The sequence below is a fragment of the Cupriavidus sp. GW822-FHT02D05 genome, assembly GCF_058802485.1.
The window spans coordinates 1-16546 of sequence record NZ_JBXAOE010000035.1 but is presented as its reverse complement, the minus strand read 5'-3'; the positions used below and the strand labels follow the sequence as shown (position 1 = coordinate 16546).

13 protein-coding genes are annotated in these 16546 nt (G+C 65.3%); 6 read left to right on the top strand and 7 right to left on the bottom strand.

The features are described 5' to 3' along the window. The first annotated feature begins 102 nt into the window (after nucleotides 1-102). The 3 genes from htpG to AC1RQK_RS33635 all read left to right on the top strand — a co-directional run bounded on the left by htpG (nucleotide 103) and on the right by AC1RQK_RS33635 (nucleotide 3970). Nucleotides 103-2016: a molecular chaperone HtpG gene (gene htpG, locus AC1RQK_RS33645; protein WP_492375401.1), complete on the top strand. Its 1914-nt coding sequence runs from the start codon at nucleotides 103-105 to the stop codon at nucleotides 2014-2016. Nucleotides 2017-2145: 129 nt separating this feature from the next. Then, nucleotides 2146-2664, top strand: coding sequence for a DNA-deoxyinosine glycosylase (locus AC1RQK_RS33640; protein WP_492375402.1), 519 nt, complete (start codon nucleotides 2146-2148; stop codon nucleotides 2662-2664). A 169-nt stretch (nucleotides 2665-2833) separates the two neighbouring features. Beyond that, a complete protein-coding gene (locus AC1RQK_RS33635) occupies nucleotides 2834-3970 on the top strand; it encodes a PLP-dependent cysteine synthase family protein (RefSeq protein WP_492375413.1) in 1137 nt (378 codons plus the stop codon). A 29-nt stretch (nucleotides 3971-3999) separates the two neighbouring features. Here the strand turns inward: AC1RQK_RS33635 and AC1RQK_RS33630 are convergent, their stop codons facing one another. Continuing rightward, a complete protein-coding gene (locus AC1RQK_RS33630) occupies nucleotides 4000-4695 on the bottom strand; it encodes a P-loop NTPase family protein (RefSeq protein ID WP_492375403.1) in 696 nt (231 codons plus the stop codon). Nucleotides 4696-4944: 249 nt separating this feature from the next. On the opposite strand from AC1RQK_RS33630, the gene AC1RQK_RS33625 reads away from it, so the two are divergent. Both AC1RQK_RS33625 and AC1RQK_RS33620 read left to right on the top strand, forming a co-directional pair. Continuing rightward, nucleotides 4945-5700 carry a tetratricopeptide repeat protein gene (locus AC1RQK_RS33625; RefSeq protein WP_492813713.1) on the top strand — a complete coding sequence of 252 codons (756 nt, stop codon included), beginning with the start codon at nucleotides 4945-4947 and terminating at the stop codon, nucleotides 5698-5700. 74 nt (nucleotides 5701-5774) lie between these two features. Next, a complete protein-coding gene (locus AC1RQK_RS33620) occupies nucleotides 5775-6671 on the top strand; it encodes a class I SAM-dependent methyltransferase (RefSeq protein ID WP_492813711.1) in 897 nt (298 codons plus the stop codon). A 76-nt stretch (nucleotides 6672-6747) separates the two neighbouring features. On the opposite strand, the gene AC1RQK_RS33615 is transcribed toward AC1RQK_RS33620, so the two are convergent. Continuing rightward, nucleotides 6748-8382, bottom strand: a complete 1635-nt coding sequence (locus AC1RQK_RS33615) for an ABC transporter substrate-binding protein (protein WP_492375406.1) — start codon at nucleotides 8380-8382, stop codon at nucleotides 6748-6750. A gap of 258 nt (nucleotides 8383-8640) precedes the next feature. On the opposite strand from AC1RQK_RS33615, the gene trmB reads away from it, so the two are divergent. After that, entirely contained in the window at nucleotides 8641-9315 is a 675-nt protein-coding gene (trmB, locus tag AC1RQK_RS33610) for a tRNA (guanine(46)-N(7))-methyltransferase TrmB (protein WP_492375407.1), read from the top strand. Between the two features lie 57 nt (nucleotides 9316-9372). On the opposite strand, the gene AC1RQK_RS33605 is transcribed toward trmB, so the two are convergent. From AC1RQK_RS33605 to AC1RQK_RS33585, 5 genes are all read right to left on the bottom strand, one after another. Then, nucleotides 9373-10575 (bottom strand): DUF2863 family protein, encoded by a 1203-nt coding sequence (locus AC1RQK_RS33605; protein WP_150986348.1) that lies wholly within the window; start codon nucleotides 10573-10575, stop codon nucleotides 9373-9375. 132 nt (nucleotides 10576-10707) lie between these two features. Then, nucleotides 10708-10854, bottom strand: a complete 147-nt coding sequence (locus tag AC1RQK_RS33600) for a hypothetical protein (protein ID WP_170301880.1) — start codon at nucleotides 10852-10854, stop codon at nucleotides 10708-10710. Between the two features lie 273 nt (nucleotides 10855-11127). Continuing rightward, on the bottom strand, nucleotides 11128-13833 hold the full coding sequence (acnA, locus tag AC1RQK_RS33595) for an aconitate hydratase AcnA (RefSeq protein WP_492813708.1): 2706 nt from the start codon (nucleotides 13831-13833) through the stop codon (nucleotides 11128-11130). A gap of 309 nt (nucleotides 13834-14142) precedes the next feature. Next, nucleotides 14143-15594: a bifunctional 2-methylcitrate dehydratase/aconitate hydratase gene (locus tag AC1RQK_RS33590; RefSeq protein WP_492813706.1), complete on the bottom strand. Its 1452-nt coding sequence runs from the start codon at nucleotides 15592-15594 to the stop codon at nucleotides 14143-14145. Nucleotides 15595-15722: 128 nt separating this feature from the next. Further along, nucleotides 15723-16259: a hypothetical protein gene (locus AC1RQK_RS33585; RefSeq protein ID WP_492375410.1), complete on the bottom strand. Its 537-nt coding sequence runs from the start codon at nucleotides 16257-16259 to the stop codon at nucleotides 15723-15725. Nucleotides 16260-16546: the final 287 nt, after the last annotated feature.

The window sequence follows — 16546 nt, the reverse complement described above, 5'->3', positions numbered from 1 at the left end:
GTCACCGGCCTGACGCCGGCCCGCAGCCCCCGGCTGCCGGCCCGTCACATTGCCTAGATTCCCAAATCAGCCAAGTTTGCCAAGATTGTTAAGAGGAGAACCATGACCGCACCGCACGAGACGATGAGCTTCCAGGCGGAAGTGAAGCAACTGCTGCACCTGATGATCCACTCGCTGTACAGCAACAAGGAAATTTTCCTGCGCGAGCTGGTTTCGAATGCTTCCGACGCCACTGACAAGCTGCGCTTCGAGGCGATTGCCAACCCGGCCCTGCTCGAGAACGACGCCGACCTGGCGATCCGCATCGAGGCCGACGCCAAGGCCCGCACGCTGAAGATCACCGACAACGGCATCGGCATGAGCCGCGACGAGGCGATCCGCAACCTTGGCACCATCGCCCGCTCGGGCACCAAGGAATTCTTCCAGCAGCTCTCCGGCGACCAGCAGAAGGACGCCGCCCTGATCGGCCAGTTCGGCGTGGGCTTCTATTCGGCGTTCATCGTGGCTGACAAGGTCACCGTGGAAACGCGGCGCGCCGGCCTGCCCGCCAGCGAAGCCGTGCGCTGGGAAAGCGCAGGCGATGGCGAGTTCACCGTCGATGCCATCGATCGTGCCGAGCGCGGTTCCACCATCACGCTGCACCTGCGCGAAGGCGAGGACGATTTCCTCTCCGCCTGGAAGATCAAGGGCATCATCCAGAAATATTCCGACCACATCTCGCTGCCGATACGCATGCCCAAGGAAGTCTGGGATGCCGAGGCCAGCGCCTACAAGGACACGGGCGAGTGGGAGAGCGTGAACCAGGCCAGCGCCCTGTGGACCCGCTCCAAATCGGACATCACCGAAGCGCAGTACACCGCTTTCTACCAGCACATCGCGCACGACAACGAAGCGCCGCTGGCCTACACCCATAACCGCGTCGAAGGCCGCAGCGAATACACGCAGCTGCTGTACGTGCCGGCGCGTGCGCCGTTCGATATGTGGGACCGCAACCACAAGGCCGGCCTCAAGCTCTATGTGAAGCGCGTCTTCATCATGGACGATGCCGAGCAGTTGCTGCCGGCATACCTGCGCTTCGTCAAGGGCGTGGTGGATTCGGCCGACCTGCCGCTCAACGTCTCGCGCGAACTGCTGCAGGAAAGCCGCGACGTGAAGGCCATCCGCGAAGGCTGCACCAAGCGCGTGCTGTCGATGCTGGAAACGCTGGCGGACAGCGAGGACGAAGCCGAACGCGCCAAGTACACCACCTTCTGGCAGCAGTTCGGCCAGGTGCTCAAGGAAGGCCTGGGCGAAGACGCCGCCAACCTGGAGCGCATCGCCAAGCTGGTGCGCTTTGCCTCCACGCATCAGGACAGCGCCGAGCAGAGCGTGGCGCTGGCTGCCTACGTGGGCCGCATGAAGGAAGGCCAGGACAAGATCTACTACGTCACGGCCGATAGCTGGGCCGCGGCCAAGTCGAGCCCGCACCTGGAAGTGTTCCGCAAGAAGGGCATCGAAGTCCTGCTGCTGACGGACCGCGTGGACGAATGGATGCTGTCCTTCCTGCGCGAGTTCGATGGCAAGGAACTGGTCTCGGTGGCACGCGGCGACCTGGAGCTTGGCGCGCTGGCCGACGCCGACGAGAAGGCCGAGCAGGAAAAGGCCGAAGGCGACTGGAAGGACGTGCTGGAACGCGCCAAGGCTGTGCTGGATGGCAAGGCCAAGGACGTGCGCGTCACGCTGCGCCTGACCGAGTCGGCATCCTGCCTGGTGTCGGACGAAGGCGACATGAGCGGCTACCTGCAACGCCTGCTGAAGCAGGCCGGCCAGAAGGCGCCCGACGCCCAGCCCATCCTGGAGCTGAACCCCGACCACGCGCTGGTGAAAAAGCTGCGCGCGCTGGTAGAGGCCGGTCCCACGGACGACGCCTTCGGCGACCGCGTGCACGTACTGTTCGACCAGGCCCTGCTGGCCGAGGGCGGCACGCTCGAAGACCCCTCGATCTACGTGCAGCGCGTCAACAAGCTGCTGGCGTAAGCGTAGCGGGTTTGCTCCCTCTCCCGCCTGCGGGAGAGGGACCGGGAGAGGGCGGGCGCCGGCAGCAAGCATGATGCATGCAAGCCGCGCAGGCGCCCGTCCTCCCCCGGGGCCAAGTACACTCACCCCATGCCCGTCCCATCTCCCGCATCCCCTCTGGTTCTCCCCCCCGATCTACAGCAAGGCCTTGCACCGGTCATCGATCGGCACATCCGCGTACTGGTGCTGGGCAGCTTTCCCGGCGCGGCGTCGCTGGCGGCGCAGCAGTATTACGCGCATCCACGCAACCAGTTCTGGCCGCTGCTGGGCGCGCTGACCGGCGAGCCCCTGCCTGCTTTGCCTTACGCCGATCGTTTGGCGCGGTTGCTGTTCCACGGCATCGGCGTGTGGGATGTGCTCGGCGCCTGCGTGCGCGAGGGCAGCCTGGACAGCAATATCCGCCATCCGCAGGCCAACGACTTCGTGCGGCTCAAGGCGCTGGCGCCTGCGTTGCGCCGCGTCGGCTTTAACGGCGGTACGTCGGGTCGTTTCGCCGCGCAGTTTGAGGCGGCAGGCTATGAGACTGTGGTGCTGCCCTCATCGAGCCCGGCACATGCGGCGCGCAATTTTGAGCAGAAGCTGGCGTTGTGGCGTGCGCTGCTGAACTAAGCGCTGATATTCGTGCCGGCGGGCAAGCCGTCGGCTGCCGTAGAGGGGCAAATTACCGCAGAGCCGCTCGGGCGTCTATGATCGAAATCTCGATATGCCAACCGGCGCGAAGCCGCGCCGGGCGCCCAAGGCTGTTGTTTTGTTCGCAGTCATTTCAGTGAAGGTTCCCATGCCACGCTCTGACTGGACCCGCGAAGCGATTCGCAAGATCGAAGCCGACTTCAACCGCTGCGCCGATACGCATCTGATTCCGCTGGACCTGCCGGGATATCCGCAAATCCGCTTCTATTTCAAGGATGAATCCAGCCATCCGACCGGCAGCCTGAAACATCGCCTGGCGAGATCGCTGTTTCTCTACGCGCTTTGCAATGGCTGGCTGAACGAAAAAAGCACCGTCGTGGAGGCGTCCAGCGGCTCGACGGCCATCTCCGAAGCCTACTTTGCCAGGCTGCTCGGCTTGCCCTTCGTGGCGGTGATTCCGGCGGGTACCTCAAGGGCGAAAATCGAGGCGATCGAATTCTATGGCGGGCGCTGCCAACTGGTTGCCAATCCGGCGGACATCTATACGGAATCGCACTGCATAGCGGTGGAAACCGGTGGCCATTTCATGGACCAGTTCACCTATGCGGAGCGTGCTACCGACTGGCGCGCCAACAACAATATCGCCGAGTCGATTTTCAAGCAGATGGCTGACGAGGAATACCCAGTTCCGACGTGGCTCGTGGCCAGCGGAGGCACCGGTGGCACCGTCGCAACATTGGGCCGCTACGTTGCCTACAGCCGGCATAGAACCCGCATTCTTTGCGCCGACCCGGAGAACTCCGTATTTTTTGACTATTTCAAAAGCATGCTGGCGGGCCAGCCGGACAGCAGCCTGAGCCTGGACGTCGGCTCGCGGATCGAGGGCATCGGCCGCCCGCGTGTCGAGCGCTCCTTTATTCCGACGTGCATCGATGCGATGCTCAAGGTACCCGATGCCTTGTCCTTTGCCGCGATGCGCTATCTGGCCGCGCGCTTCGGCCGTCGCGTGGGCGGCTCGACAGGCACCAACTTCGTCGGTGTGCTGTACCTGGCCGAGCGGATGGCGGCGGCGGGCGAGCAGGGCGCCATCGTCGGCTTGCTGTGTGATAGCGGTGAACGCTATGGCAATACTTACTATGATGATGCATGGTACCGGGCGCAGGGAATTCCCGTCGCGCAGCCCGATGCCCTGATCGCTCGCGCAGTCAACGGCGAACCGCTGCTGACACGGCAGGCTCATGCGGGGATCGAGGCTGCGGGGCTTGGGGTTCAGGACGCATCCTAGCTGCCGAGATCAACTGCCAGCGATTCCACTCACAACGCCAGCGCAGCCATCTCCCCATAGGCCCGGTTCAGCCAGACCTTGACGCGCTGGCGCTCCAGCATGCCGAGCCCGGTGGCGGCGCGCTCCGGATGATTGACCGCGGCCCAGAAGCTGGTGCTTTGCTGATCGATCTTCTGCATGGTCGTATCGGGCAGGTGGCGTAGCGTCATCACGCTGGCGCCCAGCGCTTCGGCGCGGGCGCGTTCGCCCGAGGCTTCCAGGATCTCGAAGCGATCGCCGCGGACTTCATTGAGGACCAGCACCAGCTTGATGCGGCCGCCGAACTGGTCAAGCCACTGGCGCAGCAGGTCGACCGAGTCGCGGCCCGCATCCATCACGTGCCACCAGGTGAGCGTCAGGCCATGCGCTTCGGCCAGCGCCAGCACGTCGGCGTCGTCCATCCATTTTGCTAGTGCGTGCTGCGTCTGGGCCGCGAGGTCGACCAGGATGCGCCGCTGCGGGTCTTCCACGGCGTGCTCGATAATGGGGTCCAGGCTGTCGTGCTTGTCCAGCACGGCGGGCGCGGCAAAGTCGGCATAGAAGCGCAGCAGGGCGCCGTGCGACTTGTCGGTGTCGAAGCCCAGGAACGGCATGCTCCGGTCGATAAAATGCTGGGCTAGCAGGCGGGCGACGAGCGATTTGCCGACGCCGCCTTTTTCACCACCGATGAAGTGGATGTAGCTCATATCTGCGGATCCTTTGTCGTGGAGGGCCAGGTTTGGGGGGAGCGTCTCGGGCCTTGGTAAGGCAAGCCAGGCAGGTTTGCTAGGAAGCCAAGCGCAGAACGTAGACGCAAGACAGCCTTACCGTAAAAGGCATTTGTGACAGTAGCAAGTAGCATGCCGCATCGGGCACCCCGGCCGCATCTGTCACAATCACGGCTATGCATGCCGGTGGGAAGCCCGCCGGCCAACGCTTTGCAGGATAGATAGACAATGCCGTATCTAGGAATTGGTTTTCACGTCATCATCGCCGTGTTCTTCGCCGTGCACGCGGTGCGCACCCAGCAGAACATGTACTGGCTGCTGATCCTGTTCGCCTTCCCGGGCCTGGGCAGCGTGGTGTATTTCTTCGCCATCTACCTGCCCGGGCTGCGCCAGACGCGGGGTGCGCGGGCCGCCAAGCGCGCCATTGGCCAGTTGGTCGACCCCAACCGCGCGGTGCGCGAGGCGCGCGACGCGTTCGACCGCGCGCCCACCGTCGATCACCGCATGCGCCTGGGCGCCGCCTTGCTCGAGGCCGGCGAGCCCAAGGCTGCGCTGGAACACTATGAGGCCGCCGCCAGCGGGCCGTTCGCCACCGACCCGGCGCTGCTGCTGGGGTTGGCGCGCGCGCAGTTCGCCACCGGTGGCCATGCCGCTGCCGTGGCGGCGCTGGAGCGCTTGTTCGCCTCCCAGCCCCAGGCCCGCCAGCAAGCGGACCCTGCATTGCTGTACGCTCGCGCGCTGGCCGCGTCGGACGCGCCCGGCACGCGGGCTGCATTCGAGCAGGCGCTGACTTGCGCCAGCGATGCCGCCGCGCGCTGCCTGTTTGCCGACTGGCTGACGGCCCGCGGGGAACCAGCCGACCGCGAGCGCGCCCAGGCGCTGTACGCGGAGATCGTGCACGACGGCAAGCACTGGCCGCGCCACGCCCGCGAGCACAACCGGGAGTGGCTGCAGCGTGCCCAGGGCGCGCTCGGCAAAGCCTGATCCCGGGTCGATCCGAACTGACTTACGTGCGGCCCCGCTGGGCGGCACGCTTACACGCATTCTTCCTGACCACCATGACTCTTCTCAAACGCAAATCGATTGAAGCCGTGGCCTCGCGCCGTCCCGCGCGCGGCGCGCGCAGCCCTGAGGACGGACGCGGCGCACGCAGCGCGCAAGCTGCGCAGCGCGAGGAAAAGCGCATGACCCCGCGCTTCGCGCCGGTGACCTTCTCCGAGATGGACGGTGTGCGCTACCTGCATTTCGGCACCGAATGGGTGCAAGGCGCCATGCGCCTGCGCAAGCCCGATGCCATCGAGCTGGAGTACGCGCAGCAGATGATGGCGTGGCTGTTGTTCCTGTCGCCCTCGGCGCCGGAGTTTCACGTGACGCAGCTGGGCCTGGGCGCGGCTGCGCTCACCAAGTTCTGCCATCGCCAGTTCAGCCGCGCGCGGGTGACGGCGGTGGAGCTCAACCCGGCCGTGATCATTGCGGGCCGCAGCATGTTCGGCCTGCGTGAAGACGACGAGCGCCTTACCGTGCGGGAGCAGGATGCGTGGGATTACGTGATGGATGGCGCGCACACCGGCGCGCTGGATGTGCTGCAGGTGGACCTGTATGACGCCACCGCGCGCGGGCCGGTGCTTGACACCACGGCGTTCTACAAGGCGTGCCGCCGCGTGCTCAAGGCGCCGGGCGTGATGACGATCAACCTGTTCGGCGATCACGACAGCTTCCCGAAGAACATCGTGCGGATCTGCGAAGCGTTTGATAACCGCGTGCTGGTGTTCCCCGAAGTGCACGACGGCAATGTCATTGCGCTTGCCTTCAATGGGCCGGCAATCGATGTGTCGTGGGACGTGCTGGAGATTCGCGCGAAGGTGCTGGAGGATACGACCGGGTTGCCGGCGCGGGAATGGGTGAAGGGTTTGCGCGCGGCGAACGCAAACCAGGAAGACGGCCTGCGGATCTGATTCAAGCTGCCAGGTAGGTGGCGGCGCCGGGTTCAACGCCCAACGCCGCCTCGCGAAACGCCTCTCTGCCTCTCTCTTACTGCTTGTGGAAGAACTGCGCCAGCGACCATTCGTCGGTGCGCGCTTCGTACTTCAGGTCCTTGCGCATGGCCCACATCGCCAGCTGGCTGTGCGAGGGGATGATGGCGTGGTCGGCCAGGGCGAACCTGGCTGCGGCGCGGGCGTTTTCCTCGCGGGCCTTGTCGCTGGTCACCGTGGTCAGCGATTTCTCGATCAGCTGGTCGAGCTGGGTATTGCTGTATTTGCCCCAGTTCCACGTGCCGTATCCCGTCTTGGGGTTCGGCGTGCCGGTGATCGATCGCAGCGCCACGTCGGCCGCTGCCGAGCCCCAGCCCAGCATCTCGAACGCAAAGTCGCCCTGGCGCGCACGGGTGAAGTACGCGGCTACCGGTAGCGTTTCCACCTTGGTCTGGATGCCGATGCGCGTGAGCATGCTGGCGGTGGCCTGTGCCACGGCAGCATCGTTCAGGTAGCGGTTGTTGGTGGCGTGCAGCGTCAGGCCGAACCCATCCGGATAGCCCGCCGCGGCCAGCAGCTTCTTGGCGCCTTCGGGGTCATAGGCCTCTGGCTTGGTGCCGGGGTGGCCGAAGATCTGCGGCGAGACGATCGACGAGGCCGGCACGGCCAGGCCTTCCATGATGCGGCTGACGATGGCGTCGCGGTTCAGCGCGCGGCTGATGGCGGCACGCACGCGTGCGTCCTTGAAGGGGTTCTTGCCCAGCGGCTTGCCGGCCTTGTCGGTGACGTAGGGCGGGTTGTCGCGCGACTGGTCCATCTGCCAGAAGATGGTGCGCCACGAGACCTGCTGCTCGATGCGGAACTTGGGGTTCTGCCTGAGCTTGGCCACGTCCGCGGACGGCACGCTTTCGATCACGTCGACGTCGCCGGACAGCAGCGCCGCGCTGCGCGCGCCGTTGTCCGTGATGATGCGAAAGATCGCGCGATCCCATTCCGTCTTCGGGCCCCAGTAGTCGGGGTTCTTCGCCATCACGATTTCCTGCCCGCGCGCGAAGCGCACGAACTTGAATGGGCCGGTGCCGATCATCGCCTTGCCGGAGTCGAAATCCGCCTGGCTCAGTGTGGCAGCTACCTTCTTCGGCATGATCGGCACGCTGTTCAGGTCGTTGGCCAGGTTGGCGTAGTTCGGCACGCTCATGGTCAGGCGCACGGTCAACGGGTCGGGCGTGTCGATGCGCGCGATCGGCTTGGTGTAGCTGGTGAAGGAACCCGGGCTGTTGGTGAGCTTGTCGGGGCGCTCGAGCGAGGCCTTGACGTCTTCGCTGGTAAACGGCGTGCCGTCATGCCATTTCACGTTGGGGCGCAGCTTGATTTCCCAGGTGATGGCGTTGACCGGTTTCCACGACAGCGCCAGGCCGGGGATGTAGCGGGCATTCTTGTCGAGGAACACCAGCGACTCGAAGATATGCAGCGCGATGGCGTTGTTGGGGCCGGAGTTGTTCCACTGCGGGTCCATCGAGGTCACGTCGGCGGACAAGCCGATGCGCAGGTCTTCGGCCTGCGCCGCACCGGCGGGCAACAGCATCAGCGCGGCACTGCCGAGCGCGAGCGCGGCACCGGCTTGCAGCAGCGCGCGGCGCGGCATCATGGCGGCGAGGCTGGAGGTGTGGCGTGTGCGGCGTGTGGCGGTCATCGGGATGCGCTCCTCGTACGGGCCGTCGCCAGGATGGGATGGCGGCGGCGGGTTCTCAGATGGGGTGGCGGGTCACGCTTGGGCGGCCCGCTGGTTCACCCCGGTTGCCCGCATTGTGCCGTCAAAACGACATCTGCGTGCGACATCGACGTCATATCCTTATGCTCGCAGCAGTGGATGGCATTTGTCCACGCCCGTCGCCAGCGCCGCATGCCCCGGCGATCCCGCAGCGCTCGGCAGCCGGGTAGAATCCCGCCCATGTTTGCCAACTCCCGCACCATCACCTCGGCCCAGGCCGATGTCCACGACCACCTCGAGGCGCGCCTTGCCCGCCACCTGGCCGAGCCCTTTCGCAAGCCGATCGGCGAGCCGAGCCGGCGCGCGCTGGATCTTGCGTTGCAGCAATGGCAGCAGGCCGGAGCGGCCCCGCTGATCCTGGACGCCGGTTGCGGCGTGGGGGAGAGCACCTTGCGCCTGGCCACGGCGTTCCCCGGGCATTTCGTGATCGGCGTGGATCAGTCGGAGAAACGGCTGACCGGGGGCAAGGACTGGTGGGATGGCCCGATGCCGGCCAATTTTGCCTGGGCGCGCGCGGACCTGGTCGACGTCTGGCGGATGCTGCAGTCGGATCACATCGCGGTGGATCGCCATTACGTGCTGTATCCCAATCCCTGGCCCAAGATCGGCCACCTGGGGCGGCGCTGGCAAGGCCATGCGGTGTTCCCGGCGCTGGCTGCGTGCGGCACGTACCTGGAGTGCCGCAGCAACTGGCAGGTCTACATCGACGAGTTTGCCCAGGCCCTGGCGCTGGTCGGCCGGCCAGCGCAGGTCGAACTGTGGCAGCCGGCCGAGGCCATCACGCCGTTCGAGCGCAAGTACGCGGCCTCCGGTCATGCGCTGTGGCGCTGCGTCAGCCCGGCGGCCGCCGGCTGAAGGAAAAACGGCCCGCGCAAGGCGGGCCGTTGGTCGGGCAGGGCGAAGCGACGCAGCTCAGTGGAACAGCGGCTGCTGCGTGGGCGCGTCTTCCGGCAACTCGGCGTGGACGATCTCGCCAGAGCGGTCGGCGTAAAGCGGCGTGCCGCAGTCTTCGCAATACTCGGGGTCGAACAGCGCGGCGTGGCGGAAGATGTCTTCCACCCCGGCGTTGCGCAGTTCCTCGCAGATCTGCTCCAGCGGGTTGTCCTTCTCGCTGGCATCGATCTCGCCGGACTCGCGGCCATACACCGGCCAGACGATGCCGTAGATCACATCCTTCTCGCCGCGCATGGTGAAGCCCACGCGGTATTCCTCGACTTCTTCCTCGCCGAATGCCGCCACCACGGCCGCCATCTGGCCGGCCGGCACGTCCAGCGTGCCGCACAGGTAGTTGACGGCAGCGCGCACGGTCAGCGGGCGGATGCTCTTGTCGGATTCGCGGCAGGACAGGAAGAAGGCGTCGGGCAGCAGCAGGTCGAACTCGCAGCCGGGCATTAGCAGTGCGATCGAGGGCTGCACCTGGGTGCGCCACTGCTCCAGGCAGACGCTGCGCTCGGCATGGTGCTCCTTGGCGTCTTCCTGCCAGCGGAACAGGGCCTGCTCGTGCGGTGCCACCACCACGGCCAGCAGGTAGCGCGGATCGGCCAGGATCGGCGCGGTTTCCGGCAGGTCGCGCAGGTCGACCTTGGGCGTGGTACCGGCCATGGCGGCCGATACCAGCTTGTAGGTCAGGGCAAAGGTGTCGCTGTGCGTGCGCGGCAGCTGGTCGATGCTGTACAGGTAGGGCGACAGCGCCATCTTGGTGTTGGCCGCCAGCACATGCGCCTGCATGTGCACAGCCAGCGTCTGCGACAGCTCGGGCTTGAGCGCGCCGGACGGGATGGCGTAGCGGGTGTGGGCCAGGATGGGCGCGGCGATCAGCAGGGCGTCGTAGCTGACGCCGTCGATTTCGACGGTAGCCGATTCGGCGAGGGTCTCGGCTTGCTCGGCGAGCACGTCGGAGGCGTCGGCGTTGTGCTTGAACAGGTGTTCGAGCGCTGCGTCGAGCGCGGATTGGCTGCCGTTCTTCAGGAGCCGGCCCAGGCGTTGCGAAAGACGCCGCTCCCAGTAGCCATCCTCCATGCGGCTGCCCGAGGCATCGAGCGCAAGCGCATCGGCCACCAGACGCTCGGCGTCAGGCGAAAGACGTTGGGAAGCCTTGGGGCGAAAACCTGCCATAAGTCGAAATCATCCGTTTTTCGGTAAAACGGTATTCTACTCGCTGCGTTGACAAAAAAAGCCGCCTGGGGGCCGGGCGGCTGTATTGCATTGCGTCAGGCAGCGCCGCGCAGCGGCGGAACCGACCGGGTTTTACTTCTGCGCGGGCGCTTGCGCAGCCTCCGGCGCGTGGGTTTCCACGCCGTGCTGCTCGCCGCCCATCGAGATGTCGCCGCCCTTTGACAGCATATACAGTGCCGCGCCGGCAATGACGACGAATGCGATGAAAATCTTTGCCATGATGTCTCCTGTGCGTTTCAGGCGGGGTTGGCCGGCATGGCTGTCCCGCGCAAGGCGTTTTCTTTGTGGATGACGGGCAGTTTGGCAGGGCAGCCTTGCGTGGAACTTACACCGGCCAACACTTGGGGCAAGCCCGGTACAAGCGGCGGCTGATGCGCTTTGGGGCCAGCGCAGATGGCGCCCCAAAGAAAAACGCCACTGGCCATGGCCTCCGAAAGAGGCGCAGAGCCAGCGGCGTCACCCCTTGGCCCCGAAGGGCCAGGGTTGCTCCGGTCAGGCAGCCAGCAGCTGACGCAGCACGAACGGCAGGATGCCGCCGTGGTTGTAGTAGTCGACCTCGATCGGGGTGTCGATGCGCAGCAGCACCGGCACGCGCTGCACGTCGCCATTGGCGCGCTTGATCACCAGCGTCACGTCCTGCTGCGGCTTCAGTTCGCCTTCGATGCCTTCGATGTCGAAGGTCTCGTCGCCGATGATGCCGAGCGTCTGCACGCTGTCGCTGCCCTTGAACTGCAGGGGCAGCACACCCATGCCGACCAGGTTGGAGCGGTGGATGCGCTCGAAGCTGCGCGTGATCACGGCCTTCACGCCGAGCAGCTGGGTGCCCTTGGCCGCCCAGTCGCGCGACGAGCCCGTGCCGTACTCTTCGCCGCCGAACACCACGGTGGGCGTGTCCTCGGCGATGTACTTCATGGCGGCGTCGTAGATCGACAGTTCTTCGCCGGACGGCTGGTGCAGCGTCACGCCGCCTTCCACGCGGGAGCCGTCGGCCTTGACGGGCAGCATCAGGTTCTTGATGCGCACATTGGCAAAGGTGCCGCGCATCATGACCTCATGGTTGCCGCGGCGCGAGCCGTAGCTGTTGAAGTCCGCCTTGAGCACGCCGTTGGCCAGCAGGTACTTGCCCGCGGGCGACGATTCCTTGATGGAGCCGGCCGGCGAGATGTGGTCGGTGGTCACGGAGTCGCCGAAGACGCCCAGCGCGCGCGCATTGCGCACGCTCGACTGCGTGGCGGCCGGCTCCATGCCGAAGCCGTCGAAGAAGGGTGGCTCGGCGATATAGGTGGACTTCGGCCAGTCGTAGACCTGGCCCTTGGTGCCCTTGACCTTGGCCCACAGCTTGCTCGGCTTCTTGACCTGCTCGTAGTTGATCTTGAACACCTTCGAGTCCATCGCGAACTTCATCAGCGCGTGGATTTCTTCCGAGGTCGGCCAGATGTCGCCCAGGTAGATCTCGCGGCCGCCCTTGCCCGTGCCCACCGGCTCGGTCATCAGGTCGCGCGTGACGTTGCCGGCGATGGCGTAGGCCACCACCAGCGGCGGCGAGGCCAGGAAGTTGGCGCGGATGTTCGGGTGGATGCGTGCTTCGAAGTTGCGGTTGCCCGACAGCACGGCGGCGGCCACCAGGTCGTTCTTGGTGATGACCTCGTTCAGTTCCGGCGTCAGGTCGCCGGCGTTGCCGATGCAGGTGGTGCAGCCGTAGGCGGTCACGCCGAAGCCCAGCTTTTCCAGATACGGCAGCAGGCCGGCGGCTTGCAGGTATTCCGTTACCACGCGGCTGCCAGGGGCCAGCGACGTCTTGATGTGCGGCGCCACCTTGAGGCCGGCTTCCACCGCCTTCTTGGCCAGCAGGCCGGCGGCCAGCAGCACGCTCGGGTTGGAGGTATTGGTGCAGGACGTGATGGCGGCGATCAGCACGTCGCCGCTCTTCACATCGAGGCCGTCGGTCGTGGTGTAGGTCCGGTCCAGGTCGGCGATGTCCTTGTTGAAGCCGTTCTCGGCGGTCGGCTTGGCGAACAGCGAGGCAAAGGTGGACTTGACGTTGCCGATCTCGATACGGTCCTGCGGGCGCTTGGGGCCGGCCAGCGAGGGGGGCACGGTGCCCAGGTCCAGCGTGACCACATTGGTGTAGTCGATTTCGCCGGCCTTGGGCACGCCGAACATCTTCTGGGCACGGAAATAGCCCTCGAAGGCGGCAATTTCTTCTTCGGTGCGGCCGGTGCCCTTGAAGTAGTCAATGGTTTTCTCGTCGACCGGGAAGAAGCCCATGGTGGCGCCGTACTCCGGTGCCATGTTGCCGATGGTGGCGCGGTCCGGCAGTGCCAGGCTGGCCGTGCCTTCGCCGAAGAACTCGACGAACTTGCCGACGACCTTCTCGCGGCGCAGCATTTCGGTGATGGTGAGCACCAGGTCGGTTGCCGTCACGCCTTCGCGCAGGCGGCCCTTCAGTTCCACGCCGACCACGTCGGGCGTCAGGAAATAGACCGGCTGGCCCAGCATGCCGGCTTCCGCCTCGATGCCGCCCACGCCCCAGCCCACCACGCCGATGCCGTTGATCATGGTGGTGTGGCTGTCGGTGCCGACCAGGGTGTCGGGGTAGTACACGCCGTCCTTCTTGTGCACGCCGCGGGCCAGGTACTCCAGGTTCACCTGGTGCACAATGCCGAAGCCCGGCTGCACCACGCCAAAGGTATCGAAGGCCTGCATGCCCCATTTCATGAACTGGTAGCGCTCGTTGTTGCGCTGGAACTCCAGTTTCATGTTCAGGTCCAGTGCGTTCTTCTCGCGGAAGTGGTCAATCTGCACCGAGTGGTCGACCACCAGGTCCACGGGAACCAGCGGCTCGATCTTCTTGGGGTTCTTGCCCATCTTCTCGGCCACGTTGCGCATGGCGGCCAGGTCGGCCAGCAAGGGCACACCGGTGAAATCCTGCAGCACCACGCGTGCCACCACGAAGGGGATCTCGTCGACACGCTCGGCGACGGGTTTCCAGTGGGCGAGCTGCCTGACGTGCTCCTCGGTGACCTTCTTGCCGTCGCAGTTGCGCAGCACGGATTCCAGTACGACGCGAATCGATACCGGCAGGCGCTCGACCGCCACGCCTAGTGCCTTGCCCAGTTGCGGCAGGGAGTAGAACTGGCCCTTGCTCGACGGGCCGATCTTGAATTCTTTCAGAGTCTTATTGAGATTGTGGGGCATTGCCTTACTCCAATCGAAGGATGGTGCGGACTTGCTTGGACTCGTAAATCGTAAATCGTAAATCGTCTATTGCCGCCGGCTGCCGGAGAAGCAGGGTTGCCGCGCGGCGCGCGGCGCGGTTTTGCGCGCCGTGTTCATGCCTACTGCCCTTCTTGCTGATTGATCTTGCAGGACTGCTTTGCTGCCCAATCGCTAAACCAAGGTACGTGCCGCGTGGATTTTAGGCCAAGGCGTCTGCCGCCGTCAGCCCCCGTTGGCTTTGGCGCGCGCAAATCGGCCCTGTTTTTTTGCTCAGGCCGCTCAGATCATTCAGATCACGTACAGGTCGACATACTCATTGACCGGCATGGCCTCCAGGCGCGCCTGGTCCAGCGACACCGCCAGGATCGCTTGCTGCTGCCTGGCCGGAAAACGGCGGGCGAGGTTGGTCTTGAACTTCTCCACCAGCAGTGGGATGCCCTCGTCGCGCCGGCGCTTGTGGCCGAGCGGGTAGTCCACCACGACTTCGGGCAGCACCGTGCCGTCGTCCAGCGTCACGGTCAGCGCATTGGCGATGGAGCGCTTCTCCGGGTCGTGGTAGTCGGCGGTGAACTGCGGATCCTCCACGCACACGATCTTGTCGCGCAGGGCATCGATGCGCGGGTCCGCCGCTATCTTGTCTTCATAGTCCTCGGCGGTCAGCCGGCCGAACAGCAGCGGTACCGCCACCATGTACTGGATGCAGTGGTCGCGGTCGGCGGGGTTGGCCAGCGGGCCTTTTTTGTCGATGATGCGGATGCAGGCTTCGTGGGTGCGGATGGTGACCTGCCTGATCTGCGCTGCCGTCTTGCCCGCGGCGCACAGCTGGCCGTGCAGGGTCATGGCGGCCTCTACCGCGGTTTGCGAGTGGAATTCGGCCGGGAAGGCGATCTTGAACAGCACGTTCTCCATCACGTAGGTGCCATACGGGCGCTGGAACCTGAAGGGCTGGCCCTTGAACAGTACGTCGTAGAAACCCCAGCCCTTGGCGCTCAGCACCGAGGGATAGCCCATCTCGCCGGTCCGGGCGATCAGCGCCAGGCGCACCGCGCGGCTGGTGGCGTCGCCGGCGGCCCAGCTCTTGCGGCTGCCGGTATTGGGGGCGTGGCGGTAGGTGCGCAGCGCTTGCCCGTCGACCCAGGCAAGGGACACCGCGTTGAGGATTTCGTCACGGGCCAGACCGAGCATCTGGGCAACCACGGCGGCGGAAGCCACCTTGACCAGCACCACGTGGTCCAGGCCCACCTTGTTGAAGGCGTTTTCCAGCGCGATGCAGCCCTGGATCTCATGGGCTTTGATCATGCCGGTGAGCACGTCCTTCATGGTCAACGGCTTGCGCCTGGCGGCCACGTTGTTGCGCGAGAGCCAGTCGGCGGTGGCGAGGATGCCGCCGAGGTTGTCGGACGGGTGGCCCCATTCGGCGGCCAGCCAGGTGTCGTTGAAATCGAGCCAGCGGATCATGGCGCCGATATTGAAGGCGGCCTGGATCGGGTCGAGCTGGAATTGGGTGCCGGGCACCTTGGCGCCGTTGGGGACCACCGTGCCGGGCACGATCGGGCCCAGCAGCTTGGTGCAGGCCGGATACGACAGGGCTTCCAGGCCGCAGCCTAGCGTGTCGATCAGGCAGTTGCGGGCCGTGTCGTAGGCAAGCGCGCTCTTGACCTGATACCTGGTGACGTAGTCGACGATGTCGGCCATGACCGGGTCCGGTTCAGGGCGGACGTTCGAAATAGGCGCGGACATGGGATCCCCTCGGATATTTGTGCTTCCTGGTGCCCATGGGGCCGTAGCCGGACGATGCCAGGTTACGGCCCCTTACTACTGATTACCGCTTACTGCTCTTACTGCTCTTATTGCTTATAGGTTGGTGCTTACTGCTTGGGCGCGGCCGGTGCCTGGGAGGCATCGGCTGCCGGTGCCGACGGGGCGATCAGCAACGGGGTGGCTACCGGAGCGCGCAGCGCGCCTGCCTGGGTCGGGGCCGAGCCGCCAGCCTGCATGTCCGCGGTCTGGCACTCGTCGGCCAGGCGCTGGCCGGCGTTCTTGTTGAACAGCATGGCCTTGCTCGGGATCACGACCAGGTCCAGGCCGGAGCGGGCGTCGAAGTAGCGGTCGGCGCCGGTTACGGTGGACAGGCGGGGCAGGCGGTATTCCTTGCCCTCCCAGTTCACGGTGATGACTTCGTCGCGCTGCATGTTGCCACCGATGTACAGGACATGGCCCAGTTCGCACTGCCATTTTTCGCCACTGGGGACGACTGCGGGTGCTGCTGCCGCGGTCTTCTTGGTGTGCTTCGCAGGAGCCTTCTTGGCGGGAGCGGCCTTCTTGGCCGGTTCCTGGGCCATCGCAACACCGGCGGTGGTCAGCGTAAATGCGCCGATGCAGGCGGCGAGGACAAGTTGCTTCATTCTGTGGGTTCCTTCTGGAGTTGGGTCAATGGCGGTGGCTTGCCGGCAAGGCCGGCAGCCATATCCGCCGCTATTCTCTACGATTTGAAAGTCGGGGCGTAGTGCCCCTACCATCCGTTACATAATTCGGTGTAGCCCAGGCCGGGCAAGGGGGCGCCTTCGCTACATGGCAAGGCGGTTTGCGGCCCGCCCAGCCTATTTCCGTTTTCCGATCGGCACGAACTTGAGGTTTTCCGGCCCGGTGTAGTTGGCGCTGGGGCGGATGATCTTGTTGTCGATGCGTTGCT